29 protein-coding genes are annotated in these 21,140 nt (G+C 74.6%); 19 read left to right on the top strand and 10 right to left on the bottom strand.

Going from position 1 to position 21,140, the window contains the following annotated elements:
• Window positions 1-8 precede the first annotated feature (8 nt).
• Window positions 9-335 carry an ArsR/SmtB family transcription factor gene (locus AC0GKK_RS17005; RefSeq protein WP_073575964.1) on the top strand — a complete coding sequence of 109 codons (327 nt, stop codon included), beginning with the start codon at window positions 9-11 and terminating at the stop codon, window positions 333-335.
• Window positions 325-813 carry an SRPBCC family protein gene (locus AC0GKK_RS17000; protein WP_489882073.1) on the top strand — a complete coding sequence of 163 codons (489 nt, stop codon included), beginning with the start codon at window positions 325-327 and terminating at the stop codon, window positions 811-813. The genes AC0GKK_RS17005 and AC0GKK_RS17000 overlap by 11 nt, the downstream gene beginning before the upstream one ends.
• A 56-nt stretch (window positions 814-869) precedes the next feature.
• Here AC0GKK_RS17000 and AC0GKK_RS16995 read toward each other — a convergent pair whose 3' ends face one another.
• On the bottom strand, window positions 870-1,370 hold the full coding sequence (locus AC0GKK_RS16995; protein WP_251783481.1) for a DnaJ family domain-containing protein: 501 nt from the start codon (window positions 1,368-1,370) through the stop codon (window positions 870-872).
• Between the two features lie 73 nt (window positions 1,371-1,443).
• On the opposite strand from AC0GKK_RS16995, the gene AC0GKK_RS16990 reads away from it, so the two are divergent.
• The 4 genes from AC0GKK_RS16990 to AC0GKK_RS16975 all read left to right on the top strand — a co-directional run bounded on the left by AC0GKK_RS16990 (window position 1,444) and on the right by AC0GKK_RS16975 (window position 5,378).
• Window positions 1,444-1,929, top strand: coding sequence for a nuclease-related domain-containing protein (locus tag AC0GKK_RS16990; protein ID WP_489882072.1), 486 nt, complete (start codon window positions 1,444-1,446; stop codon window positions 1,927-1,929).
• Window positions 1,926-2,096, top strand: coding sequence for a hypothetical protein (locus tag AC0GKK_RS16985; protein WP_489882071.1), 171 nt, complete (start codon window positions 1,926-1,928; stop codon window positions 2,094-2,096). The genes AC0GKK_RS16990 and AC0GKK_RS16985 overlap by 4 nt, the downstream gene beginning before the upstream one ends.
• A gap of 58 nt (window positions 2,097-2,154) precedes the next feature.
• The gene (locus tag AC0GKK_RS16980) at window positions 2,155-4,251 is read left to right on the top strand and encodes a chorismate-binding protein (protein WP_489882070.1); all 2,097 of its coding nucleotides are present in this window, start codon (window positions 2,155-2,157) and stop codon (window positions 4,249-4,251) included.
• A 209-nt stretch (window positions 4,252-4,460) separates the two neighbouring features.
• Window positions 4,461-5,378 (top strand): alpha/beta hydrolase, encoded by a 918-nt coding sequence (locus AC0GKK_RS16975; RefSeq protein WP_489882069.1) that lies wholly within the window; start codon window positions 4,461-4,463, stop codon window positions 5,376-5,378.
• Here AC0GKK_RS16975 and AC0GKK_RS16970 read toward each other — a convergent pair whose 3' ends face one another.
• Window positions 5,379-6,092, bottom strand: a complete 714-nt coding sequence (locus AC0GKK_RS16970) for an alpha/beta hydrolase (RefSeq protein ID WP_489882068.1) — start codon at window positions 6,090-6,092, stop codon at window positions 5,379-5,381. It lies immediately after the preceding gene.
• A 20-nt stretch (window positions 6,093-6,112) separates the two neighbouring features.
• Between AC0GKK_RS16970 and AC0GKK_RS16965 the strand changes: the two genes are divergently transcribed.
• Window positions 6,113-6,721, top strand: coding sequence for a class I SAM-dependent methyltransferase (locus AC0GKK_RS16965; protein ID WP_357437135.1), 609 nt, complete (start codon window positions 6,113-6,115; stop codon window positions 6,719-6,721).
• On the opposite strand, the gene AC0GKK_RS16960 is transcribed toward AC0GKK_RS16965, so the two are convergent.
• The gene (locus tag AC0GKK_RS16960; protein ID WP_476653052.1) at window positions 6,711-7,562 is read right to left on the bottom strand and encodes an alpha/beta fold hydrolase; all 852 of its coding nucleotides are present in this window, start codon (window positions 7,560-7,562) and stop codon (window positions 6,711-6,713) included. The two genes, AC0GKK_RS16965 and AC0GKK_RS16960, sit on opposite strands and share 11 nt — an antisense overlap.
• 57 nt (window positions 7,563-7,619) lie before the next feature.
• On the opposite strand from AC0GKK_RS16960, the gene AC0GKK_RS16955 reads away from it, so the two are divergent.
• From AC0GKK_RS16955 to AC0GKK_RS16940, 4 genes are all read left to right on the top strand, one after another.
• Window positions 7,620-8,090, top strand: a complete 471-nt coding sequence (locus tag AC0GKK_RS16955; RefSeq protein WP_357437139.1) for a MarR family winged helix-turn-helix transcriptional regulator — start codon at window positions 7,620-7,622, stop codon at window positions 8,088-8,090.
• A gap of 65 nt (window positions 8,091-8,155) precedes the next feature.
• A complete protein-coding gene (locus AC0GKK_RS16950) occupies window positions 8,156-9,043 on the top strand; it encodes an alpha/beta fold hydrolase (protein ID WP_357437141.1) in 888 nt (295 codons plus the stop codon).
• Window position 9,044: 1 nt separating this feature from the next.
• Window positions 9,045-10,055: a TIGR03617 family F420-dependent LLM class oxidoreductase gene (locus AC0GKK_RS16945; RefSeq protein ID WP_357437143.1), complete on the top strand. Its 1,011-nt coding sequence runs from the start codon at window positions 9,045-9,047 to the stop codon at window positions 10,053-10,055.
• Entirely contained in the window at window positions 10,052-11,203 is a 1,152-nt protein-coding gene (locus tag AC0GKK_RS16940; protein ID WP_405421078.1) for an acyl-CoA dehydrogenase family protein, read from the top strand. Before AC0GKK_RS16945 ends, AC0GKK_RS16940 begins: the two co-directional genes overlap by 4 nt.
• Before the next feature lie 56 nt (window positions 11,204-11,259).
• On the opposite strand, the gene AC0GKK_RS16935 is transcribed toward AC0GKK_RS16940, so the two are convergent.
• The 7 genes from AC0GKK_RS16935 to AC0GKK_RS16905 form a co-directional block, all read right to left on the bottom strand.
• Entirely contained in the window at window positions 11,260-11,664 is a 405-nt protein-coding gene (locus AC0GKK_RS16935) for a transglycosylase family protein (RefSeq protein WP_357437148.1), read from the bottom strand.
• Window positions 11,665-12,041: 377 nt separating this feature from the next.
• A complete protein-coding gene (locus tag AC0GKK_RS16930) occupies window positions 12,042-12,425 on the bottom strand; it encodes a hypothetical protein (RefSeq protein ID WP_073575977.1) in 384 nt (127 codons plus the stop codon).
• Window positions 12,426-12,439: 14 nt separating this feature from the next.
• Window positions 12,440-13,072 (bottom strand): class I SAM-dependent DNA methyltransferase, encoded by a 633-nt coding sequence (locus AC0GKK_RS16925; RefSeq protein WP_357437150.1) that lies wholly within the window; start codon window positions 13,070-13,072, stop codon window positions 12,440-12,442.
• Between the two features lie 31 nt (window positions 13,073-13,103).
• On the bottom strand, window positions 13,104-13,511 hold the full coding sequence (locus AC0GKK_RS16920) for a hypothetical protein (RefSeq protein ID WP_489882067.1): 408 nt from the start codon (window positions 13,509-13,511) through the stop codon (window positions 13,104-13,106).
• Window positions 13,498-13,947, bottom strand: coding sequence for a DUF1707 SHOCT-like domain-containing protein (locus tag AC0GKK_RS16915; RefSeq protein WP_357437152.1), 450 nt, complete (start codon window positions 13,945-13,947; stop codon window positions 13,498-13,500). Before AC0GKK_RS16915 ends, AC0GKK_RS16920 begins: the two co-directional genes overlap by 14 nt.
• Before the next feature lie 56 nt (window positions 13,948-14,003).
• Complete coding sequence (locus tag AC0GKK_RS16910; protein ID WP_482638555.1) at window positions 14,004-14,531, bottom strand: PadR family transcriptional regulator; 528 nt, start codon at window positions 14,529-14,531, stop codon at window positions 14,004-14,006.
• Between the two features lie 17 nt (window positions 14,532-14,548).
• On the bottom strand, window positions 14,549-15,637 hold the full coding sequence (locus AC0GKK_RS16905; RefSeq protein WP_489882066.1) for a hypothetical protein: 1,089 nt from the start codon (window positions 15,635-15,637) through the stop codon (window positions 14,549-14,551).
• 250 nt (window positions 15,638-15,887) lie between these two features.
• Here AC0GKK_RS16905 and AC0GKK_RS16900 point away from each other — a divergent pair, with 250 nt between their 5' ends.
• The 8 genes from AC0GKK_RS16900 (at window position 15,888) to AC0GKK_RS16865 (ending at window position 21,136) form a co-directional block, all read left to right on the top strand.
• Window positions 15,888-16,913 carry an NAD(P)-dependent alcohol dehydrogenase gene (locus AC0GKK_RS16900; RefSeq protein WP_489882065.1) on the top strand — a complete coding sequence of 342 codons (1,026 nt, stop codon included), beginning with the start codon at window positions 15,888-15,890 and terminating at the stop codon, window positions 16,911-16,913.
• Between the two features lie 105 nt (window positions 16,914-17,018).
• Window positions 17,019-17,345, top strand: coding sequence for a putative quinol monooxygenase (locus AC0GKK_RS16895; protein ID WP_489882064.1), 327 nt, complete (start codon window positions 17,019-17,021; stop codon window positions 17,343-17,345).
• A gap of 317 nt (window positions 17,346-17,662) precedes the next feature.
• A complete protein-coding gene (locus AC0GKK_RS16890; protein ID WP_062398619.1) occupies window positions 17,663-18,208 on the top strand; it encodes a L,D-transpeptidase in 546 nt (181 codons plus the stop codon).
• 106 nt (window positions 18,209-18,314) lie between these two features.
• Window positions 18,315-19,130, top strand: a complete 816-nt coding sequence (locus AC0GKK_RS16885) for a class I SAM-dependent methyltransferase (protein ID WP_489882063.1) — start codon at window positions 18,315-18,317, stop codon at window positions 19,128-19,130.
• A 109-nt stretch (window positions 19,131-19,239) separates the two neighbouring features.
• Window positions 19,240-19,713: a hypothetical protein gene (locus AC0GKK_RS16880; protein ID WP_100878979.1), complete on the top strand. Its 474-nt coding sequence runs from the start codon at window positions 19,240-19,242 to the stop codon at window positions 19,711-19,713.
• A 280-nt stretch (window positions 19,714-19,993) separates the two neighbouring features.
• Window positions 19,994-20,458 (top strand): Asp23/Gls24 family envelope stress response protein, encoded by a 465-nt coding sequence (locus AC0GKK_RS16875; RefSeq protein WP_073575988.1) that lies wholly within the window; start codon window positions 19,994-19,996, stop codon window positions 20,456-20,458.
• Window positions 20,455-20,856: a hypothetical protein gene (locus tag AC0GKK_RS16870; protein ID WP_073575989.1), complete on the top strand. Its 402-nt coding sequence runs from the start codon at window positions 20,455-20,457 to the stop codon at window positions 20,854-20,856. Before AC0GKK_RS16875 ends, AC0GKK_RS16870 begins: the two co-directional genes overlap by 4 nt.
• A gap of 67 nt (window positions 20,857-20,923) precedes the next feature.
• Window positions 20,924-21,136, top strand: a complete 213-nt coding sequence (locus AC0GKK_RS16865; RefSeq protein ID WP_062398628.1) for a hypothetical protein — start codon at window positions 20,924-20,926, stop codon at window positions 21,134-21,136.
• Window positions 21,137-21,140: the final 4 nt, after the last annotated feature.

Below are 21,140 nucleotides of genomic sequence, written 5' to 3'. Positions count from 1 at the left end.
TTGGCGGCGTGACCGACGTGGACGCCGTCTTCCGCGCACTCGCGGACCCGACGCGGCGGCGCATCCTCGACCGGTTGCACGAGCAGGGCGAGTCGACGCTCGGCGCGCTGTGCGAGGGGCTGGACATGAGCCGGCAGGCCGTGTCCAAGCACCTCGCGCAGCTGGAGGCGGCCGGGCTGGTGACCACGCTGCGTCGCGGCCGGGAGAAGCTCCACCACCTCGACCCGGTCCCCATCCAGGAGATCCACGACCGGTGGATCGGGAAGTTCGAGCGCAGCCGGGTGCAGGCGGTCACCGCCCTGCGCGCGGCGCTGGAGGAGCACGATGAGCAGTGAGCGCAGGTTCGTCTACACGACCTACATCCGCAGCACCGCCGAGCAGGTGTTCCGGGCGCTGACCACGCCCGCGTTCACCATGCAGTACTGGGGCGGCGCGGAGCTGACCTCGGACTGGCGGGTGGGCAGCCCGCTGGAGGCGGTCCACCCCGACCGCGACGACTTCATCGGCGAGATCCTCGCCGTCGAGCCGCCGCACCGGTTGTCCTACACCTTCACCGGGCAGGCGGAACAGGCCGCGGGACGGCCGCCGACCGTCGTCGAGTTCACGCTCTCCCCGTTCGGCGAGGAGGCGGTGAAGCTGCAGGTCGTCCACACCGGTTTCACCGACGACGAGCAGGGCGCGCAGGACTCCCGCGACGTGGGCGAGGGCTGGCCCGCGATCCTGTCCGCGCTCAAGACGCTGCTGGAGACCGACCGGCCGCTGGCCTCCCCCGGTCACTTCGCGCCACGGACACCGGCGACGCCCGCCCGGTGAGTCCGCGCGCGGACCTGTCGCCCCGGTGGTCTCCGGGGCGAGGGGCCCGACGGCTCTCAGCGGCCGAACAGGCGTGCCCACCAGCCACGGCGGGACCCCGGCGCGGTCTCCGCGGTGGCGGGCGGCGGCGCGGCGGGCCGGGCGGCGGCCCGTCGCCGCTCCCGGGCCGCGTGCCAGCGCGCGACGACCTCGTCGGCGTCGAGCCTGCGGATCGGCACGCGCGGGCCCATCGGGTGGCGCATGTGGTCGACGACCCGGGAGTTGACCTCCTCGACGTGCTCACGCACGCGGCGCTCGTCGACGAAGCGGGTGACGGTCTCGTCGATCCGGTCCAGCTCCTTGCGCAGCTGGATCGACGGCGGCAGCATCGCGTCGCCCGGGACGCCCTCCCGCTCCAGGTAGCCGCGGATCCACCAGTTCTCGTCGACCGGGCCGATCCGTCCCGCCCCGGGCAACGGCTTGCCCTTGCCGGGCAGGTCGTCGAAGTCGCCCCGCTCGACGGCCTCCCGGATCGTCCGGTCGACCGGTGACTCGAACCGCGGGTCCACACCGTTCATGGCTGCACCACCCCGTCGCGAGGTTACCGGCGAGCGCCGTTTCCTGTCGGTGGTCGGGTGCACACTCCGCGCCATGACGACGACACCCGCGACCCCCACCACCGACCGTTCCCGCGCGCTGGACCTGGCGCGCCACTACCCCGGCCGGCGGGTGGGGCACGTCGCCGCGCAGCAGCGGAGGGCGGGGTTCCCCGACCGCAACTGGCGCCTCGGCGCCGACGGCGAGCAGCGCACCGCGCACCTGCTGACCGCGCTCACCGGGCGGACCCGCCGGGACCGGCTGCTCGGCAGGCCCCCGGCATGGCAGGTCCTGCACTCGGTCCCGCTCGACGGCGGCGCCGCCGACCTCGACCACGTCCTGATCGGGCCGCCCGGCATCTGCGTCGTCGACACCCGCCACCACCGCGGCCGCTCCCTGCTCCTCGACGGCGATCGGCTGGTCGTCGCGGGGACGGCCACGGACGCGGTGCCGCGGGCCCGGGCCGAGGCGCAGCGGGTCCGCGAGCTGCTGCTCCCCGGCTCGGGGCCGCCGCCGCGTCGACGCCGGTCCGCCCGGTGATCGCGCTGGTCGGGGCCCCGCTCCGGGTGCGCCGCTGGCCCGACGACGTCGTGGTCGCCACCGAGGGCGCGCTGGTGTACGCCCTGCGCGGGCTGACCCCGGTGCTCGGCCCGCGGGAGGTGGAGCGGATCCACGCCGTCGCCCGGCGCCCGGAGAGCTGGGAGTGAGGCGTGCGCCGGGTCACGGCGCCTTCCCCGCGCAGGGCCGGATCAGCATGCTCTCCCGGTGACCTCGACCGCCCCGGCCCGGACCGGGCTGCACCGTGTCCCGGTCCCGGACGGTGTCGCACCGTCCGGGGTGGCGGCGGCGGTGCGCCTGCTCGCCCACCGGCCGCGGCTGGTCGCCTTCGGCGGGAGCTGGTCGTGGGGGGCACTGGTCGCCACCGACCCGGTGCTCACCGCACCGGACGGGGCCGACCCGTTCGCCGTGCTGGACGCGCCGCCACCGTCCGCGGGCCCGGCGGCGAACCCGGGCGCCGGGACCGCCGGGGCCGTCGGAGGCGGCTGGTTCGGGCTCCTGGACCACGCCCCGCCCGGTGTGCGGCCGACGGCGGTGCTGTCCTGGTACCGCGACGTGCTGCGGCACGACGGCGAGCGCTGGTGGTTCGAGGCGCTGGTCGCCGGCGGAGCCCCGCTGCCGGGCCTGCCGGACGACCCCGGTGCGGTGCACCCCGACACCGGCTCGGCCGAGCGCCGGTACACGCAGCTGTGCGCCGACCTCGCCCGCCCGGCGCCGGGCCGGACGGCCCGGATCGCGGTCACCCGGTGGCCCGACCGCGACGCACACCTGGCCGCGGTCGAGCGGTGCGTCACCGAGATCCGCCGCGGCGAGATCTTCCAGGCCAACATCGCGACCCGGCTGGAGGTGCGGCTCGACGGCGACCCGCACGAGGCGTGGGCCCGGCTGGTCGAGCCGGTCGCACCGGCCCGCGCCGCGCTCGTCGTGACGCCGGAGCGGGCCGCGGTGGGCGCGAGCCCGGAGCTGTTCCTGCACCGTGCCGGGGACCGGGCCACCACCGCGCCGATCAAGGGCACCCGGCCGCGCACCGGTGGCGACGCCGACGACGCCGAACGCGCGCGGCTCGGCGCCTCGGTGAAGGACGCGGCCGAGAACGTGATGATCGTCGACCTGATGCGCAACGACCTGGCCCGGGTCGCACGGCCCGGCGGGGTGCGGCCGGGGCGGCTGCTCGCCGTCGAACCGCATCCGGGGGTGTGGCACCTGGTGTCGCGGGTGCACGCGACGCTGCGCGACGACGTCACCGACGCCGACCTGCTCGTCGCCACGTTCCCGCCGGGCTCGGTCACCGGCGCGCCGAAGATCCGGGCCTGCGAGGTGATCGCCGACTGCGAGGACGGCGACCGCGGGCTGTTCACCGGCGCCGTCGGCGGGGTGAGCCCGCTGGCAGGACTGGAGCTGAACGTCGCGATCCGCACCCTCGACCTCGGCCCCGCCGGGCCCGACGGCAGCCGAAGCGGCCGGCTCGGCGTCGGCGGGGGCATCACCGTCGACTCCGACCCGGCGGAGGAGTTCGGCGAGGTCCTGACCAAGGCCGCCCCGGTCCTGGCCGCGCTGGACGGCCCGCCCCGGCCGGTCCGGCCGCCCGTCGCCCGGCCCGCCGACCGGGCCGCGGGCCTGTTCGAGACGCTGGCCTGCGTCGACGGCCGGGCCCGCCGGGTCGGCGAGCACGCCGCCCGGCTGCGCCGCTCCTACCTCGCGGTCACCGGCCGCCCCCTCGACGCGCGGGTCGAGGCCGAGGTCGCCACGGCCGTCGCGGGGGCGGCCGGGCACCACCGGGTCCGGGTCGAGGCGACACCGGACGACCCGTCGCGGGTCACCGTGCGCGCGGTCCCCTGGCCCGGACCGGTCCCGCTCGACGCACAGGGCGGGGTGGTCGCCGTCGTCCGCCGCGGCACCGACGGCGAGTCCCACAAGTTCGTCGACCGCCGCTGGCTCGACGCCCACGAGGCCGGGGTCGGGGACGGTTCGCCGCTGCTGTGCGACCCGGCGGGCCTGGTGCTGGAGACGACGCGTTCCGCCGTCGCCGCCGTGCACCGGGGGCGGCTGTGGGTCCCCCCGCTCGACGGCCGCATCCTGCCCGGCACCGGCCGCCGCGCGCTGCTCGACCTGCTGGGCCCCGGCGCCGTGCGGATCGCCCCGCTGCCCCTGGCCGCGCTCACCGGGGCCGACGGGTTCCTGCTGGTCAACGCGCTGCGCGGGGTGCAGTGGGTGCACCGGGTCGAGGACGACGGCCACACCGTCGCCACGTGGGCCGCCCCGGACCCGCTGACCCGACGCCTCGCCGCGGCGCTGTCGCGCTGAGCGGGCGTCGCGCCACCACACCCCCGGGCAACCGCCGGTGCCGCCCCGCGGTCCCCACCCGGCACCGGGCCAGCGGCACCGCGACCGGAGGAGCGACCGGCACCGCCCCGTCCGGTACGGACCGCACGGACCTCGCACCTCGCGGCCCCTGCAGACGGTGCGAGGTCCTCGAGGTGTGCGAGGCCGGCCCGCACCGGCAGGATCGGATCGTGAGCACCGACCGGATCGCCGCCGAGCTGCGTCGCCCCCTGCGGTGGGTCCCACCGATCCCACTGCACCGCCCCCGGCTGCTGCGCCTGCTGCAGCGGCTGTCCCGGCGCGGCGGGCCCGCCACCGTCGACGGGGTCCGGTCCACCACCCACCCGGGCCCGCCGCTGCTGCGCGTGCACGTCCCCGACCACCGCACGACCCCCGCGGCGCTGCTGTGGTTCCACGGCGGCGGCCTCGTCCTGGGCTCCCCCATGATCGACGACGTGCGGTGCGGCGAGCTCGCCGCGGACCTGGGGATCGTCGTCGTCTCGGTGGACTACCGGCTCGCGCCCGGTGACCCGTTCCCCGCCGCGCTCGACGACTGCCACGCCGGCTGGACCTGGCTGCGGGACGCCGCCGGCCGGCTGGAGGTCGACCCGGCGCGGATCGCCGTCGGCGGGGCGAGCGCCGGGGGCTGCCTGGCCGCCGCGCTGGTCCAGCGCCTGCACGACGAGGGCGGACCGCAGCCGGTCGCGCAGTGGCTGGTCTACCCGATGCTCGACGACCGCACCGCCGCCCGCCGCGAGCTCGACCGGCCCCCGCACCGGGTGTGGAACAACCGCAACAACGAGGTCGGCTGGCGCGCCTACCTGGGGCGCCCGCCCGGGACCGGCGAGCCCGCCCCGTACGCGGTGCCCGCCCGTCGCGCCGACCTGTCCGGGCTGCCGCCCGCGTGGATCGGCGTCGGCGACGTCGACCTGTTCCACGACGAGGACATCACCTACGCGCAGCGGCTGCGCGAGGCCGGGGTGCCCGTCGAGCTCGACGTCGTCCCCGGCGCCCCGCACGGCTTCGACGGCTGGGGCAAGGGCGTCGCGATCGCCGACGACTTCACCGGGCGCTCGGTCGCCTGGCTGCGCGGCGCGCTCGGCAGCTGATCACCCGGCCAGGTCCAGCAGCAGCGCGGCCAGCTCGCGGGGCCGGTTCTGCGGCACCAGGTGGTGGGTGTCGATCTCGGCGTAGCGCCAGGCGTCGGAGGTCCGGGCGCGGTCGGCGGCCGCGGTGAACGCCCCGCCCGCGACGTCCTCCCGGGTGGCCCGCACGAACGTCCGGCCGCACGGCCACTGCTCCAGCGGCCGGGACAGCCGCACCGGCTCGGTGAGCGTGCGGACCGGCTGCGGGGAGCGCCGCGGCGCCGACCACGCGGCCTCGGCCGGGTCGTCGTAGTGCCGCTCCGGGCCCGGGACCAGCCACGACGACCCCAGTCCCGGTGCGCCCGGCGCCGGCACCGCGCCGGCGAGGCCGGGCGCCAGGTCCAGCGCGGACTCGCCGTCGTCGGGGACGAACGCGTCGAGGTAGACCAGCTCACGGACCCGGTCGCCGATCTCGTCGAGCGCCCCGGTGACGACCATGCCGCCGTAGGAGAACCCGAGCAGCACGATGTCGCGCAGGTCCTCGTAGAGCACGGCGCCGACCACGTCGCGCACGTGGACGGACAGGTCGATCCACGGCCCGGCCAGGTGCGAGCGCTCCCCGATGCCGGTGAGCGCGGGCGTCACCACGTCGTGGCCGGCCGCGCGCAGCAGCGGGCGCACCAGGTGGAAGGAATGGGCGCCACCCCAGGCACCGTGGACCAGCACGAACGTCGTCATGACGGCAGACTCCCACGACGATGAACGATTTCCCCGACGGCTTCTTCGACCGCGCCGACCCGGCCGACGACCGCGAGTTCTACCTGCCCCCGCGCTTCGTCCAGCACATCGACGAGGGCGCCATCGCCGCCGCGTCGGCGTTCTACGACGAGATCGGCACCACCGGCCGGGTGCTGGACCTGATGTCGTCGTGGGTGTCGCACCTGCCGCACCGCCCGGAGCACCTGACCGTGCTGGGCATGAACCGGGCCGAGCTCGCCGCCAACGAGATGGCCCACGAGGCCGTCCGCCACGACCTCAACGCCGACCCGGTGCTCCCCTTCGCCGACGCCGCGTTCGACGCCTGCGTCTGCACCGTCTCGGTCGACTACCTGACCGACCCGGTCGCGGTGTTCGCCGAGGTGGGACGGGTGCTGGTGCCGGGCGGGGTGTTCGCCACCACGTTCTCGAACCGCTGCTTCCCGACCAAGGCGGTCCGCGGGTGGCTCGCCTCCGACGACAGGACGCGGGTCGCGATCGTCGGGGAGTACTTCCGGCGCAGCGGCGCGTTCGACACCCCGGTGGCCCGTGACTGCGGCGCACCCGGGGATCCGCTGTACGCGGTGTGGGCCCGCACCCCTACCGGCTGACGAAGTCCAGCACCGCCCGCTCGAACTCCCGCGGACGCTCCATGTTCGGGTAGTGCGCGGTCCCACCGATCTCGCCGGAGCGGCCGTCCGGGACGGCGGCGACCGCGTCGGCGACGATCCGCCGGTGGTCGTCGGAATCGAGGGCGCCGACGAGACCGAGCAGCGGCACCGGGAACGCGCCGGCGCGCTCGACGGCGTCGTCGAGGAAGCCGATCGGGCCCGGGGGCGCGGCCGGGTCCGCGGGCAGGTGGTGGGACAGCAGGTCGACCGCCATCAGCCGGATCTCGGCGAGGACGGCCGGGTCCACGTCGGCCTCCGTGCGGAACGGGCCGGGCACGAACTCCAGGAACACCCGGACCCAGCGCTCGGCGTCGAGGTCCAGGCGCGCCTGCTCCCAGCGCGCCATGGTGTCGACCGTCCACGGGTCGGTCCACACCGGCTCGCCCGCGCCGGCGCCGCACAGCACGACCCGGTCGACGAGGTCCGGGCGTTCCAGCGCGGTGTCGAACGCGACCCGCGCCCCCATCGACAGTCCGACGAGCGCGACCGGCCCGGCGTCGAGGTGCTCCAGCAGCGCGGCGAGGTCGGCGTGCGGCCGGTAGCCCTGCGGGCCGGGCGTCGACGACGCGCCGTGCCCGCGGGCGTCCGGCACCACGACCCGGTGCCGGGCGGACAGCGGCCCGATCTGACGCGACCACATCCGTCCGTCGACGGCGCCCCCGTGCAGCAACACCAGCGGCGGGCGCCCGTCCGGGTGCGGGCCGGTGTCGCGGTAGGCGATCCGGCCGTCCTCCACGGGCAGGAACGTCGGGACGGTGACCTGGGCGAGGGCAAGCGTCATGACAACCAAGGTGTCATTATTTGGGCATCGTGACAACCCAGGTGTCATACTCGGAGGGTGCCCGGCATCGACGACACCGCCGAGAAGCTGGCCGAGGTCTACGTACTCGTGGGCCCCCTCTACCGGCGGGTGCTGCGCGAGGTCGAGGAGTCCGCGCCGGACAACCGGGTCTCGGCGGGCGTGCGCGCGGTGCTCGACCAGCTCCGGCGGCACGGCCCGATGACCGTGCCCGGGATCGGGCGGTCGCAGTCGCTCAGCCGGCAGTTCGTGCAGCGGATGGTCGACGACGCGCTGGCCGCCGGGCTCGTCGAGCGGGCGGACAACCCGCGGCACCGGCGGTCCCCCCTGATCGTGCCGACGCCGGCCGGGCGCGCGGTGATCGACGAGGTCGTCGGACGGGAGCACGCGCGGCTGCGCGCGGTCGCCGGACACCTCGACCCCGCCGACGTCGACGCGACGCTGCGGGTACTCGCCGCGATGGTCGCCGACCTGACCGAGATCGAACCGGAGATCGAACCCGGGCATTGACCCCCTCGGCCCGGTGGCGCACGATCCGACCGAGATCGACCCCCCACCACTGGCGGTGCCCACGCATGTCCGACACGTTCACCTTCTCCGGCCGCGACGGCGCCGCCGTCACCGCCTACCGCTGGCTCCCCGCCGCCGCGGGCGACCCGGTGCGCGGGATCGTCCAGATCACCCACGGCATGGGCGAGCACGCCCTGCGCTACGTCGCCCTCGCCGACGCGCTGACCGCCCGCGGCTTCGCCGTCTACGCCCAGGACCACCGCGGTCACGGCGCCACCGCGGGCGGGCCCGAGAAGTTCGGCGTCCTCGGCGACGACGGCTGGGAGCAGCTGGTCGGCGACATCGGGCTGCTGTCCGCGCACGCCCGCGCCGAGCATCCGGGCGCCCCGCTGGTGCTGCTCGGTCACAGCATGGGCTCGTTCGCCGTGCAGCAGTTCCTCGTCGCCGACGCGCCGCCGCCGGACGCGGTCGTGCTGTCCGGCACCGCGTTGCTCGACCTGATGGAGCAGGGCCTGGACCTGTCCGCGCCGCTGGACCTGTCGTCGTTCAATGCGCCGTTCGAGCAGCGCACCGGTTTCGAGTGGCTCAGCCGCGACCCCGCTCAGGTCGACGCCTACGTCGCCGACGCCCGCTGCGGCTTCGGCCTCGACCTGCCCGGCACGCAGGCGATGTTCGCCGCCGCCCGGCCGCTCGGCGAGGCCGCCACGCTGAAGCGGATCGCGGGCGGACTGCCGGTGTACGTCGTCGTCGGGGACGAGGACCCGGTCAACGCCGGGCTGGCCCTGGTGCGGCCGCTGACCGAGCGCTACGCCGAGGCCGGGCTGCACGACGTCACGCTGAAGATCTGGCCGGGTGCCCGGCACGAGGTGTTCAACGAGACCAACCGCGAGGAGATCGTCGCGGACCTGCTGTCCTGGCTCGACCGTGTCGTCCCCGAGCAGCGGGGGGCCTGAGTTGCGCGTCGACACCACCGGCGGCTTCTCCGCCTCCCCGCTCGAGACCGAGGCGGCGGCCGTCGCCGCGGAGGCCGAGGGCTACGACGCCCTGTCGGTCCCCGAGACCTCGCACGACGCGTTCGTGTCGCTGGCGCTGGCCGCCCGGGCGACCAGCCGGATCCGGCTGCAGTCGGCGATCGCGGTCGCCTTCGCCCGCAACCCGATGACGCTGGCCTACCAGGCCAACGACGTGCAGCTGCTCTCCGGCGGCCGCTTCGACCTGGGGCTCGGCTCGCAGGTCCGCCCGCACATCGAGCGCCGGTTCGGGATGCCGTGGAGCCGCCCCGCGGCCCGGATGGAGGACTTCGTCTCCGCCCTGCGGGCGATCTTCGACGCCTGGGCCACCGGGGACCGGCTGCATCACCGCGGCGAGTTCTACTCCCACACCCTGATGACCGAGTTCTTCTCACCGGGGCCGAACCCGCACGGGATCCCGCCGGTGATGCTGGCCGCGGTCGGCGAGCGGATGACCGAGGTCGCGGGCCGGGTCACCGACGGCCTGCTGGCGCACTCGCTGACCTCACCGTCGTACCTGGCGGAGGTGACGCTGCCCGCGCTGCGCCGCGGACGCGGCCGCGACGACCTCGCCGGCTTCGACGTGTGCCTGCCGGTCTTCGCGGTCCTGGGCGCCGACGCCGAGGCCCGGGCCGTCGCCGAGGCCGGGGTGCGACGCCAGATCGCCTTCTACGCCTCCACCCCGCCGTACCGGCCGGTGCTGGAGCACCACGGCCGCGGCGCGCTCGCCGACGAGCTCAACGGACTGTCGCGCCGGCAGGCCTGGGACGAGATGACCGGCCTGGTCGACGACGACCTGCTGGCGCTGTTCGCCGTCGCGGGCGACCCGGCCGAGGTGGCGTCCGGGATCGCGGACCGCTACCGCGGCCTCGTCGACCGGGTCTCGCTCAACACCCCCTACGACCCCGACCCCACCCTGGTGCTCGACGTCGTCACCCGGCTGCGCGCGGCGTGAGCACGCATCCGGAGATCCGGGAGGGGGTCCGCGCGGTCTGCTCCCGCTTCGGGTCGGAGTACTGGCGCACCTGCGACCGCGAGCACCGGTTCCCGCAGGAGTTCCACGACGCGATGGCCGCCGGCGGCTGGATCGGCGTAGCCATCCCCGAGGCCTACGGCGGCGGGGGTGCCGGGATCTCCGAGGCCGCCGCGGTGATGGAGGAGGTCGCCGCGTCCGGGGCGGCGATGAACGGGGCGTCGGCGATCCACCTGTCGGTCTTCGGGATGAACCCGGTCGTCCGGCACGGCTCGGAGGAGATGCGGCGGCGCTACCTGCCCCGGGTCGCCGACGGGTCGCTGCAGGTCGCGTTCGGTGTCACCGAGCCCGACGCGGGACTCGACACCACCGCGATCACCACGACCGCCCGCCGCGACGGCGACCGGTACCTGGTCCGCGGGCGCAAGGTGTGGACGTCGAAGGCGCCGTTCTGCGACAAGGTCCTGCTGCTGGTGCGCACCACCCCGCGCGCGGAGGTGGCGACGCGGACCGGCGGGCTGTCGCTGCTGCTCGCCGACCTGCAGCGCCCCGAGGTCACGATCACCCCGATCGACAAGCTGGGCCGCAACGCGGTGGTGTCCTGCGAGGTCGTCTACGACGACCTGCCCGTCGACGCCGCCGACCTGGTCGGCGAGGAGGGCCGCGGCTTCCGGCTGATCCTCGACGGGCTCAACCCGGAACGGATCCTGATCGCCGCCGAGGCGCTGGGCACCGGGCGGGCCGCGCTGGCCGCCGCCGTCGCCTACGCGAAGGAGCGCACCGTGTTCGGGCGGCCGATCGGGCAGAACCAGGGCATCGCGTTCCCGCTGGCCGAGGCGCACATGCGGCTCCGGGCGGCGTCGCTGGTGATCGCCGATGCCGCGGCCCGCTACGACGCGGGCGAACCGTGCGGCGAGCAGGCCAACACCGCGAAGTTCCTGGCCGCCGAGGCCGCGTTCTTCGCCGCGGACCGGGCGGTGCAGACCCTCGGCGGATTCGGCTACGCCACCGAGTACGACGTGAGCCGCTACTTCACCGAGGCCCGCCTGATGCGCCTGGCACCGCTGCCGCAGGAGATGGTGCTCAACCACGTCGCCGAGCACGTGCTCGGGCTGCCCCGCAGCTACTGACACACGACGGCGGCCGGTGACCTGCCCGGGTCACCGGCCGCCGTACGTGCCGCGTACTACCGCAGGCCCAGCTTCTTGGAGCAGGCCGGCCACGCCTTCCAGCCCTGGGCGTCCAGGACGTTCTCGGCGACGCGGATCTGCTCGGACTTGCTGGCGTTGTGCGCCTTGCCCGACCCGCCGAAGGCCTTCCAGGTGGACGGCGTGAACTGCAGGCCGCCGGAGAAGCCGTTACCGGTGTTGGTGTTCCAGTTCCCGCTGGACTCGCACTGGGCGAGCTTGTCCCACGTCGAGGTCGCGACGGACTGCGTGGGGACCGCGACGGCGGCGGGGGCGACCGCGGCGGAGGTCTCGGGGGCGGCCGTCGCGGGCCCGGCGAGGGCGAGCGGAGCGCCGAACGCCAGGACACCGGCGACGAGAGTTCCGACGAAACGCCCACGGATGGACATACGCGTGCTGCTCATTGTGTGATCACCTGAGGTCCGGACCCACGGCTTTCCGGGCGGGCCGGTCGCGCGGGGAGCGCTGTGCCGGTGTCGTCGCGAGGGGACTCGCGGCCCGCGGCCCCGTCTCGGTCCGTGCAGGTCGACTGGCCGGGGACCGCGGGACGGGGCCGTGGTGGCGTGGCGGTTCCGGCGCTTCGGTGCGTGCCCCGGCCGTGTGGACCGGAGCGACCACGAAGGTCGCCGACCGGCCGAGATCAGGTCAAGCGGGCGACCGGTGACGTATCACACGGAGATAACGGTCGGGTACGTCGTCCCAGCTCAGGAGCGCATTTTCACGATCACGGAACAGACAGGAATCAGGCCGATGCTTTCGATCCGGAGATGTTCCACCGGCATCAGCGGCGCGGCGCGCCCTCGGCCCGGCGCAGGGTGAACACCGCGATCCGCACGACCATCGCGTCGAGCAGCAGACCGCCGAACGCCCACGCGTCGAGCCAGGCGGTCCAGTTCACCCCCTGCGCGACGGCGAGGAGCCCGGGCACGAGGAACAGCGCGACACCGAGCCCGCCGGCGACGGCACAGGCGAGCAGCGCCGGGCCGTCGGCCCGGCGCAGCAGCAGGAGCAGCGACACGACGGCGGCCGCGGCGACGAGCCCGTCCAGCCCGGCCAGGACCGGTCCCACGGCGCCGAACGCGAGCCGGACGTGCACGGCGGCGGCGAGCACCAGCAGCACGGTCAGGATCCGGCGCCCGGTCACCGGGCCGCGGTCGTCGCTCATGGGCCCATCCTCACCTACCGCACCCGCAGCACCAGGAGGCGGCAGTCGACCTGCTGCCCGGACCGGTAGGGCGCGACCTCGATCGAGACGGCCTCGAACACGTCGGCGGCGGCGAGCCGGTCGACCTCGGCACGGTAGCCCCCGGACTCCCAGACGTCGTCGAGGACGGTCGCGACCAGGTAGCCGCCCGGCCGCACGACCCGCGTGAACTCCGCCAGCGCCGAGGGCCCGACATGGGCGTGGGTGAGCGTCCCGACGCAGACGACGACGTCGTAGGAGTCGTCGGGCAGCTCCAGCGCGGCGGTGAGGTCGGCCTCGCGCAGGTCCCGGTAGGCGCCGGTGGCGCCGGCCCGCTCCAGCATCCCGGCCGACAGGTCGATCCCGTCGACGGTGGTCGCGCCGCGCTCGCGGAGCGCGACGCCGACCAGCCCCGTGCCGCAACCGGCGTCGAGGATCTCCCCGCCGGGGCCCGCGGCCGCGACGACGGCGTCTGCGGTGACCGCGGGCGCGACGTAGCCCTGGGCCTCGCCGGTGAGGTCGGCGTCGTAGGTGGGGGCCCACTCGTCGTAGAGGGCCCGGGCGTCGGCCGGGCCGCTCAGCGAGTAGGCGCGTTCCAGGTGGGGGTCGCCCCCGGTGCTCGTGGCCATCGCCCGATCATGGTGGACGGCCCGCGGGCTGTCATGCGCGCCCGAGCAACCCCCGGCGCGGCGGGTCGGCGGCGAGCAGCGAGAGCGCGCACAGCGCGCCCCAGCCGGCGGCGACCATGGTCGCCTTCTCCCGGGCGTCGCGGTCGGGGAGCTGCGAGCCCAGCACCACGAGGTCGACGATGTCGGCGCCGACCCGCACCGCGACGGCAACCTTGAGCGGGGTGCCGGCCGGAGCCAGCGCCATGGCCAGGCCGGACGCGAGGTCCCGCCCGCCGACCGCCCGCGCGAGCAGCGTGGTCCCCGCGGACGGGGTCCGGCCGCCGCCGGACAGCTTCGTCGGCGACAGCAGCACGTCCGGCTTCGCGGCGACGGCCGCACCGTAGGCGGCGGTGGCGGCGCCCAGCAGGCGGGGGATCCAGGTCAGGTCACGACGGGGCATGTACCCGGTGTACCCGTTCCGCGCCGGTTCTCGCCCGCCCGCACGGACCGGCGACCGAGCGACCGGTGAGCGTGCCGAGCGCGAGCACCGCACCCCACGGCCCGATGACCCAGATCGGCCAGAAGTAGCCCCCGCCCCCGCCGAGCGCGACGGCGGCCCAGACCGTCAGGACGACCACCGCAGTCAGCGCCCACGGCCCCCAGGTCGCAGCCAGGACGGTCCGGCGGACCCGACGCTCACGCTCCGGGTCGGCGGGTCGCGGCAGCCGGGGCAGGTCCGCCTCGACCGCGGCGAGCTCCGACGCCGTGCGCGCCGCGGTCACCTGCTCGCTGCGGGTCGAGAACTCGGCGAGGTCGAGCCGCCCGTCCCCCACGTGCCTGCCGAGCCGCTCCAGTGCGCGCTCCCGCTCGGCGTCACCGATGCGTACGTCCAACATGACCACCCTCCTGATCGGATACCGATACTATCCGCTATCCGTGCCGGGGGCACAAGTCAGAGCTCGTCGAGGAAGGCCAGCGCCGCCTCCGCCGAGGTGCGCCGCCAGGCGGCCAGCATCCGGTCGAACTCGTCGGCGCCGTCCCCCGCCCGTCCGGCCCGGTCCTGCTCGGCCCGCAGCGCCGCGACGATCGGGGCCAGCTCGCGACGCTGGGCGTCGACCAGCGCGGTCGCATCCCGGCCGTGCCGGTGCAGCACCGCCAGCTTCAGCAGGAACTCCGAGCGCAGGTCCCGCACGTGCGGGACGGGGGTGTTCAGCCAGGCGTCGACGTGGCCGCGGCCGGTGGTGGTCGCGGCGTAGAGGGTGCGGGGCGGGCCGCCCTTCGTCTCGACGGCCTCGGCGGTGATCAGGCCGGCGTCGACCAGCCTGCCGATGGCCCGGTAGACGACCGGGCGCGGGATCTGCCACACCCGGCCCAGCTCGCCGTCGGCGGCGGTGAGCGCGGCGACGGCGAAGCCGTGCACCGGGCGCTCACCGGCCACGGCCAGGACGACCCACTCGGCGAGCCCGAGCCGTGGAAGCATCGGGCCAGCGTAGGGCCTCACCGGTTGACGGCCGCCCCGTTGCCCTCCGCCCAGGAGAAGCCGCGGTCGTAGAGGAAGCGCCGCTCCGGATCGCTCTCCAGCACGAGCCGCTGCCCGTCCCCGGCCAGTTCCACCCGGCCGTCGGGCCGGACCACCCAGGTGAGTTCGACCGTCCGGACGGCGGGCTCGAACATCGGGGCGGCCCCGGACTGCGGCGGGTTCCACTCGACCCGGATCGTCCGGTCCCCCACGGGCCGCCACGTCCCGCGGACGAACGTGCTGTCGGCGAGCCGGATCGCGATCCCGGCGGACCCGGACTGCGGGTAGCCGGGGAGCGGGATCGACGGCCCGACGTAGGTCCACTGCCCGACGGCCACGTGCTGCCAGCGCCGGTCGTCGGCGAGCCGCGCGGCCGGGGCCGTCGGGTCCTCCACCACCCGGTACACCCCGGCGAGCGCGAGGTCACCCCGCTGGAGGGCGGGCTGGAACTGCTGGAACAGCACACCCTGCGCGGCGACCAGGGCCAGCCCGAGCACCGGGACGAGCCACCGGGTGACCCGGCGGACCCTCGGCCACGGCAGCAGCCGCGGGGACCCCTCGGTCGCCGCCGTCGGACGCCCGGCCAGGAACCGCACCACCCGCGGCAGCTCCGGGGCCGCGACGAGCGCGAACCCGACCGTCAGGGCGAGGGCGATCTGCTTGACCGGCACGTCGTAGGTCATGTTCAGCAGGAAGACGGTGCCGAGCGCGACGGTGCCGAGCAGGCCGCCGATCCACGCCGTGCGCCGGAACACCAGCAGCAGCACGACGACGAGCTCGGCGAACCCGGCGAGGAACTGGATCACCGGGGAGTAGGCCATGAGCCCCCACAGCAGGCCCATCGGGCTCTTCTCGCCGGTCATGGCCAGCGCGTCGGAGTAGTCGGCCCGGCCCATCTGGGTCAGGTTGAGCTTCGACCACACGTAGGCCTGCATGACCATGATCAGGACGAACCGCAGCAGCGCGTGCAGCACCCAGCCCACCCGGTTCCACCACGGCCGCACGGCCGTCGTGACCACGGCCCCGTCCTCCCGCCGCACCGCGGCGGTCCCCCTCGTCCCGGTCATGACACGACGGTAGGGACGGTGGCGCGGTCGCGGATCCCTCCTCCGACGGATCCTGCACTCCTCCGCGGGTGGGAGACGTGAACCACAGCCCGCCGATGCATTGTGCACAACCATCAACGGGTAGCCACATGGCGATGCGGCTGCACGACGGCCGCCCGTCCCCGCTGCGGCGCCGGAGCCCGGCCACCCCAGACACGACGTCCACACGCGACGCCGACCAGGAGGAAACGTGCCCACGACCGTGCCTGCCATGACCACCGCCGGACCGAACAAGCCGTTCGAGCGCGGGACCGTGACCCGTCGCGACCCGAAGCCGCACGACGTCGTCATCAACATCCGGTACGCCGGGATCTGCCACTCCGACATCCACCAGGCCCGCGACGAGTGGGGCGAGGGCATCTACCCGATGGTCCCCGGCCACGAGATCGCCGGCGTCGTCTCCGCGGTCGGCGACGACGTGACCCGCTACGCCGTGGGCGACACCGTCGGCGTCGGCTGCTTCGTCGACTCCTGCCGCGAGTGCGAGAACTGCAGGGCCGGCGAGGAGCAGTACTGCCTCAAGGGCGAGGTGCAGACCTACAACGCGAAGGAGTACGACGGCGAGCCCACCTACGGCGGCTACTCCACGCAGATCGTCGTCGACGAGAACTACGTGCTGCGCATCCCGGACGGCGTCGAGCTCGACGTCGCCGCGCCGCTGCTCTGTGCCGGCATCACGCTCTACTCCCCGCTCCACCACTGGGGCGCGGGCCCCGGGAAGAAGGTGGCGATCGTCGGCATGGGCGGTCTCGGCCACATGGGCGTGAAGATCGCCGCGGCGATGGGCGCCGAGGTCACGGTGCTCTCCCGCACGCTGTCCAAGGAGCAGGACGGCAAGCGACTCGGAGCAGCGCACTACTACGCGACCGAGGACGAGTCCACCTTCACCGAGCTGGCCGGATCCTTCGACCTGATCGTCAACACCGTGGCCGCGGTGATCCCGGTCGACGACTACCTCGGGCTGCTGAAGCTCGACGGCTCGATGGTCAACGTCGGCGTGCCCGAGGAGAAGCTGTCTTACCACGGGTTCTCACTGGTCGCAGGCCGCAAGAGCCTGTCCGGCTCGAAGATCGGTGGCATCCGCGAGACCCAGGAGATGCTGGACTTCTGCGCCGAGCACGGCCTCGGCGCCGACATCGAGACGATCTCCTGCGACCAGGTCGACGAGGCCTGGGAGCGGGTCGTGCGGGGCGACGTGCGCTACCGCTTCGTGATCGACACCGCGACCTTCGGCTGAGGGGGTCGTCAAGCCCGCGGCGTCGCACTTCGAGACGCCCGCGATGCGGCGATCCGTGGAAAGATCCCGGCGACGTTGCCGACCAGAAGTGAACCGGAGGCTCACGTGATCCTCATCGTGCTCAAGGCCCAGATCCGCCCGGACAAGCGCGAGGAGTGGCTGTCCGGCATCTCGCAGTACAAGAAGGACGTGAACTCCGAGCCGGGCAACATCTCCTTCGACTACCACGAGAACTACGAGAAGCAGAACGAGTTCGTGATCGTGGAGGTCTTCAAGGACAGCGTGGCCGGCGACGCGCACGTCAAGACCGACCACGCGCAGAAGTTCTTCGACTTCATGGGCTCGGTCGTGCCGGAGAAGCCGCTCGTCAACTTCCAGAGCGAGGACGGCAAGGACGCCTGGGTCGAGATGGGCGAGGTCACCCCGCACTGACCCCCTCCCTCCCGACGATGCCGGCGACCCCACGGGGCGCCGGCATCGTCGCGTCCACCGGTGCCGCGAGCAGGTGCCCCGGCTGCGCCGGACCGACGGAGTCGGGCGGACCGGACATCGGAACCGAGACGGTCCTTCCGGGTGATCGGGACGGGAGCGCACCGCGTCCCGGCCGGTCGACGCCGGGGTGCAGACTGGACGCGCACGGCAGAGCTTTTCGTCACGCAACCCCGGGCGCTCCCCGCGCGTCTCCCACGGTGACGGAACGATCACGTGGCGTCGCCTCCCCGAGCGACGCGGACGAACAGGAGCACCCCATGGACACCGTCCGGCAGCGGCCCCGCCGCCTCGTCGCACTGGGCCTCGGACTGGCCACCATCGCGGGTGTCGCCGTCGCCGGGACGGCACTGGCCGGATCCCCCGCCGCCGAGCAGGCCCGCGCACAGCCGCTCGTCCCGGGCACCCCGTGCTCGATCACCGCCAAGGCCTGCGTCGACCTGGACTCGCAGAAGTCCTGGCTCATCCAGGACGGCAAGGTCATCCGTGGCCCGATCGGCATCTCCTCCGGCGGCAACGGCCAGGAGACCCCGGTCGGCCACTCCCTGCGCGTCTACCGCAAGGACGCGACCCACAAGAGCGAGGAGTCGCGGCTGCCGAACGGCGACCCGGCCCCGATGCCCTGGTCGGTGTTCTTCAACGACGGCGGCATCGCCTTCCACAGCGGCGACCCGAACCGCTCCTCGGCCGGCTGCATCCACGTCCCGCCGGACGAGGCCAAGGCGTACTTCGACTACCTGCAGATCGGCGACCAGGTGCAGGTCGTGAAGGCCTCCGAGGAGACCGCGGCCCGTCAGGGGCAGTGAGCGCGGAGTCACCGCATCGGGGAGTGCTCGGGCATCCGGCGTAACGCGGAGATGGTCGTCCGGCGACACACCGGACGTATCACCCGTCCGTCCCCGGGAGCGCCCGATGGCCGCGAGCCGACCCGCCCGTCGCACGCCGATCGACCACGCCCGGCGGATCGCGCGGCTCTCCCTGAGCGGCGGCGCGCGTGCCGCCGCGGTCCCGGTGCGTGGCCTGGCCCGGCTCGGCCGCGACGAGCACGACCCGCGCTGGACCGGCCAGACCTGGCTGTGGCAGCCGGGCTGGGGCCGGCGCACGCACGACCGGCTCTACCGCAGCCCGGACCCGTACTCGATCGGGCTGTCGGCGTACGAGCAGCAGAAGTACGGCACCGTCATGGATGCGCTCGCCGGGCGCCGCTTCGACCGGGTGCTGGAGGTCGGCTGCGGCGAGGGTGACCTGTCGGTCCGCCTCGCCGGGCACACCGCGGCGCTGCTCGGGGTCGACATCTGCTCCGCCGCGGTCCAGCGGGCCGCCGCCCGGGTGCCGTCGGGGACCTTCGTCCGCCGCACACTCCCGCACGAGATGCCCGAGGGCGACTTCGACCTGATCGTCTGCTCCGACGTCCTCTACTACTGGGAGACGGTCACGCTGCAGGTCGGCCTGGCCGCCCTGCTGGACCGCCTGCGGCCGGGCGGGATGCTGCTCGCCTACCACTACCGCGGAGCGTTCGGGCAGGCCGGGACGGCCGACCGGGTGCACGAGGCGCTCGCCGCCGCGGCGGCCGCCCGCGGACTGACGGGCCGGGCGCACGAGACCGTCGACGGCGTCGGCCCCGACCGCGCCGGGGCCCGGTTCGACGTCGTGGTCCGGCCCGAGGTGGCGGTGCCGTCCCCACGCCGCCCGGAGCCGGGCGTCGCAGCGCGCGCACGCCGTTCCTGAGGGGTCGGCTGGGCCGGGTGGCGGTGCGACCGTTGGACCGTCCGGTCGTTCTCGTCAGGTCGACGTGGACCTGTCGTGACCGGGCGGTTCCTGGTTACCGTCCGGAGTCATGACGGTCGACGCCGACGGACCCGCCGGAATGGCCGATGCGCAGCGCGTGGTCACGATCCCCGAGCTGAGCGCACCGAGCTACCTGCAGGCGGTGCTGTCGATCGCCTACCGCGACGAGCGCAACAGCGTCCCGCTCACCGTCGCCACACCGGCCGGGCTCGTGTTCGGCAACGCCGTGCACCCCTCGGCCTGGCTGCGCGGGCTCGGGGACCAGCTGCGCCGGCTCACCGCGGGCGACCCGGGCAACGAGTCCGCGGCGTCGATGGCCGACATGTTCGACGACATGGCCGACGGCCGCGGCGACGAGCACCCCGGCCGGGACATCCCGGTGAAGGACATCCACTGGATCTACTTCACCGACGCGCTCGTGGTCCCGACCGCCGCCGGCGGGCCGAACTACGTCGAGCCGGCCTGCTGGCAGGTGGCACTGCGCGATGTCACCGGCTGGACGATCGGCCTCCCGCCCGGCTGAGCGCCACGTCCGATGATCATCTGATCGGGTGATCGCAAACCGGTCGGCCCGATCTCCCGCCCGGACCTCCCGTCGCAGGTCACAGGGTTTCAACCCAGGTCAGCGGCCCGCAGCCCCGACCGCGGTGTGACGACGACCACGTGAGGTCGCCCGTGAGGATGTGCCGCCCCGGGACCTCCTATGTGTGTCGAGCGGATCGACGGGGCACCACCGGAACGAACCGGCCCCCCGATCCGGACCACTGTGAGGCCCGATACCGGGCCACGACCTGGAGGCGCACATGAGCACCACCGAGACCAAGACCCCGGCCGTCACCGGCACCCCGTCCGCCCTGCAGTCCGAGCACGGCAGCACCCGCATCGCCGAGACGGTCGTCTCGAAGATCGCCGGTCTGGCGGCCCGCGAGGTCAGCGGCATCTACGCCCTCGGCGGCGGCGCGGCCCGCGCGTTCGGCGCGCTGCGCGAGCGCATCCCGGGTGGCACCACCAACGCCTCGCAGGGTGTGTCGGTCGAGGTCGGCGAGAAGCAGGCCGCCGTCGACATCAACGTCGTCGTCGAGTACGGCGTCTCCATCGCCGACCTGGCGAAGGCCGTGCGCCGCAACGTCATCTCCGCCCTGGAGCGGATGACCGGGCTCGAGGTCGTCGAGGTCAACATCTCGGTCGACGACGTCCACCTGCCGTCCGAGGACGACGGCAAGGACGAGGAGCCGAAGAAGATCGAGTCCACCTCGCGGGTGGCGTGAGCGCCCGCGTCGCCGCGGACGGCGACGGGATCGTCGCCACGGGTGCGGTCGACACCGACCGGATCGCCGACGCGGTGCTGGGTTGCCCCGGCGTCGCACAGCTGCACGGCGGCCGGTTCGGTGAGATCGCCACCTACCTGCCCGGACGCCGGGTGAGCGGCATCCGCGTGGACCCCACGGCCCCGGCCGTCGAGGTACACGTGGTCGGCCGCTACCCGGCCTCCGTGGCCGAGATCGACCGCCAGGTCCGCACCGCGCTGCTCCCGGTCGTCGGGGGCGCGCGGGTGGACGTGGTGGTCGGCGACTACGCCGGCCCCACCGAGTCGACGCCGATCCGGCCGTCGGACTCGGCACCCGCCACCGGCGAGCTCCCGGTCCCTCCCGCGGCCACCCCCTGACCCGCCCGGACGCCCGCCCACATCCCCGGACGTCCGGTACCTCCTCGTCTCGAAGGACGTGACTGTGATGTCCCTGTCCACCAACACCCAGATCGGCCTGATCGCCGGTCTCCTCCTGGCCATCGCCGGCATCGTCGGCGGCTTCGGCGGGTTCGTCCTCGCCCTGATTCTCGGCGCGATCGGCCTCGCCGTCGGCCGCTGGCTCGACGGCGACCTCGACCTGTCCGAGCTCTCCGAGCGGTCGGGGCTGTCCGGGCGCGGCCGCGACAAGGTCCGGTGAACCC

Source organism: Pseudonocardia sp. P-1 (assembly GCF_058111925.1).
The sequence above is the reverse complement of the archived record's forward strand: the minus strand, read 5'-3'. Positions and strand labels throughout refer to the sequence as shown.

Coding starts and splice junctions, on each gene's coding strand:
- AC0GKK_RS17000 (WP_489882073.1), top strand. CDS start 325: ATGAGCAGTGAGCGCAGGTTCGTCTACACGACCTACATCCGCAGCACC.
- AC0GKK_RS16865 (WP_062398628.1), top strand. CDS start 20,924: ATGTCCCTGTCCACCAACACCCAGATCGGCCTGATCGCCGGTCTCCTC.
- AC0GKK_RS16880 (WP_100878979.1), top strand. CDS start 19,240: ATGACGGTCGACGCCGACGGACCCGCCGGAATGGCCGATGCGCAGCGC.
- AC0GKK_RS16960 (WP_476653052.1), bottom strand. CDS start 7,562: ATGACGCTTGCCCTCGCCCAGGTCACCGTCCCGACGTTCCTGCCCGTG.
- AC0GKK_RS16935 (WP_357437148.1), bottom strand. CDS start 11,664: ATGAGCAGCACGCGTATGTCCATCCGTGGGCGTTTCGTCGGAACTCTC.
- AC0GKK_RS16990 (WP_489882072.1), top strand. CDS start 1,444: ATGACGACGACACCCGCGACCCCCACCACCGACCGTTCCCGCGCGCTG.
- AC0GKK_RS16920 (WP_489882067.1), bottom strand. CDS start 13,511: ATGCCCCGTCGTGACCTGACCTGGATCCCCCGCCTGCTGGGCGCCGCC.
- AC0GKK_RS16995 (WP_251783481.1), bottom strand. CDS start 1,370: ATGAACGGTGTGGACCCGCGGTTCGAGTCACCGGTCGACCGGACGATC.
- AC0GKK_RS16900 (WP_489882065.1), top strand. CDS start 15,888: ATGACCACCGCCGGACCGAACAAGCCGTTCGAGCGCGGGACCGTGACC.
- AC0GKK_RS16910 (WP_482638555.1), bottom strand. CDS start 14,531: ATGCTTCCACGGCTCGGGCTCGCCGAGTGGGTCGTCCTGGCCGTGGCC.
- AC0GKK_RS16915 (WP_357437152.1), bottom strand. CDS start 13,947: ATGTTGGACGTACGCATCGGTGACGCCGAGCGGGAGCGCGCACTGGAG.
- AC0GKK_RS16925 (WP_357437150.1), bottom strand. CDS start 13,072: ATGGCCACGAGCACCGGGGGCGACCCCCACCTGGAACGCGCCTACTCG.
- AC0GKK_RS16965 (WP_357437135.1), top strand. CDS start 6,113: ATGAACGATTTCCCCGACGGCTTCTTCGACCGCGCCGACCCGGCCGAC.
- AC0GKK_RS16970 (WP_489882068.1), bottom strand. CDS start 6,092: ATGACGACGTTCGTGCTGGTCCACGGTGCCTGGGGTGGCGCCCATTCC.
- AC0GKK_RS16885 (WP_489882063.1), top strand. CDS start 18,315: ATGGCCGCGAGCCGACCCGCCCGTCGCACGCCGATCGACCACGCCCGG.
- AC0GKK_RS16930 (WP_073575977.1), bottom strand. CDS start 12,425: ATGAGCGACGACCGCGGCCCGGTGACCGGGCGCCGGATCCTGACCGTG.
- AC0GKK_RS16890 (WP_062398619.1), top strand. CDS start 17,663: ATGGACACCGTCCGGCAGCGGCCCCGCCGCCTCGTCGCACTGGGCCTC.
- AC0GKK_RS16905 (WP_489882066.1), bottom strand. CDS start 15,637: ATGACCGGGACGAGGGGGACCGCCGCGGTGCGGCGGGAGGACGGGGCC.
- AC0GKK_RS16875 (WP_073575988.1), top strand. CDS start 19,994: ATGAGCACCACCGAGACCAAGACCCCGGCCGTCACCGGCACCCCGTCC.
- AC0GKK_RS16950 (WP_357437141.1), top strand. CDS start 8,156: ATGTCCGACACGTTCACCTTCTCCGGCCGCGACGGCGCCGCCGTCACC.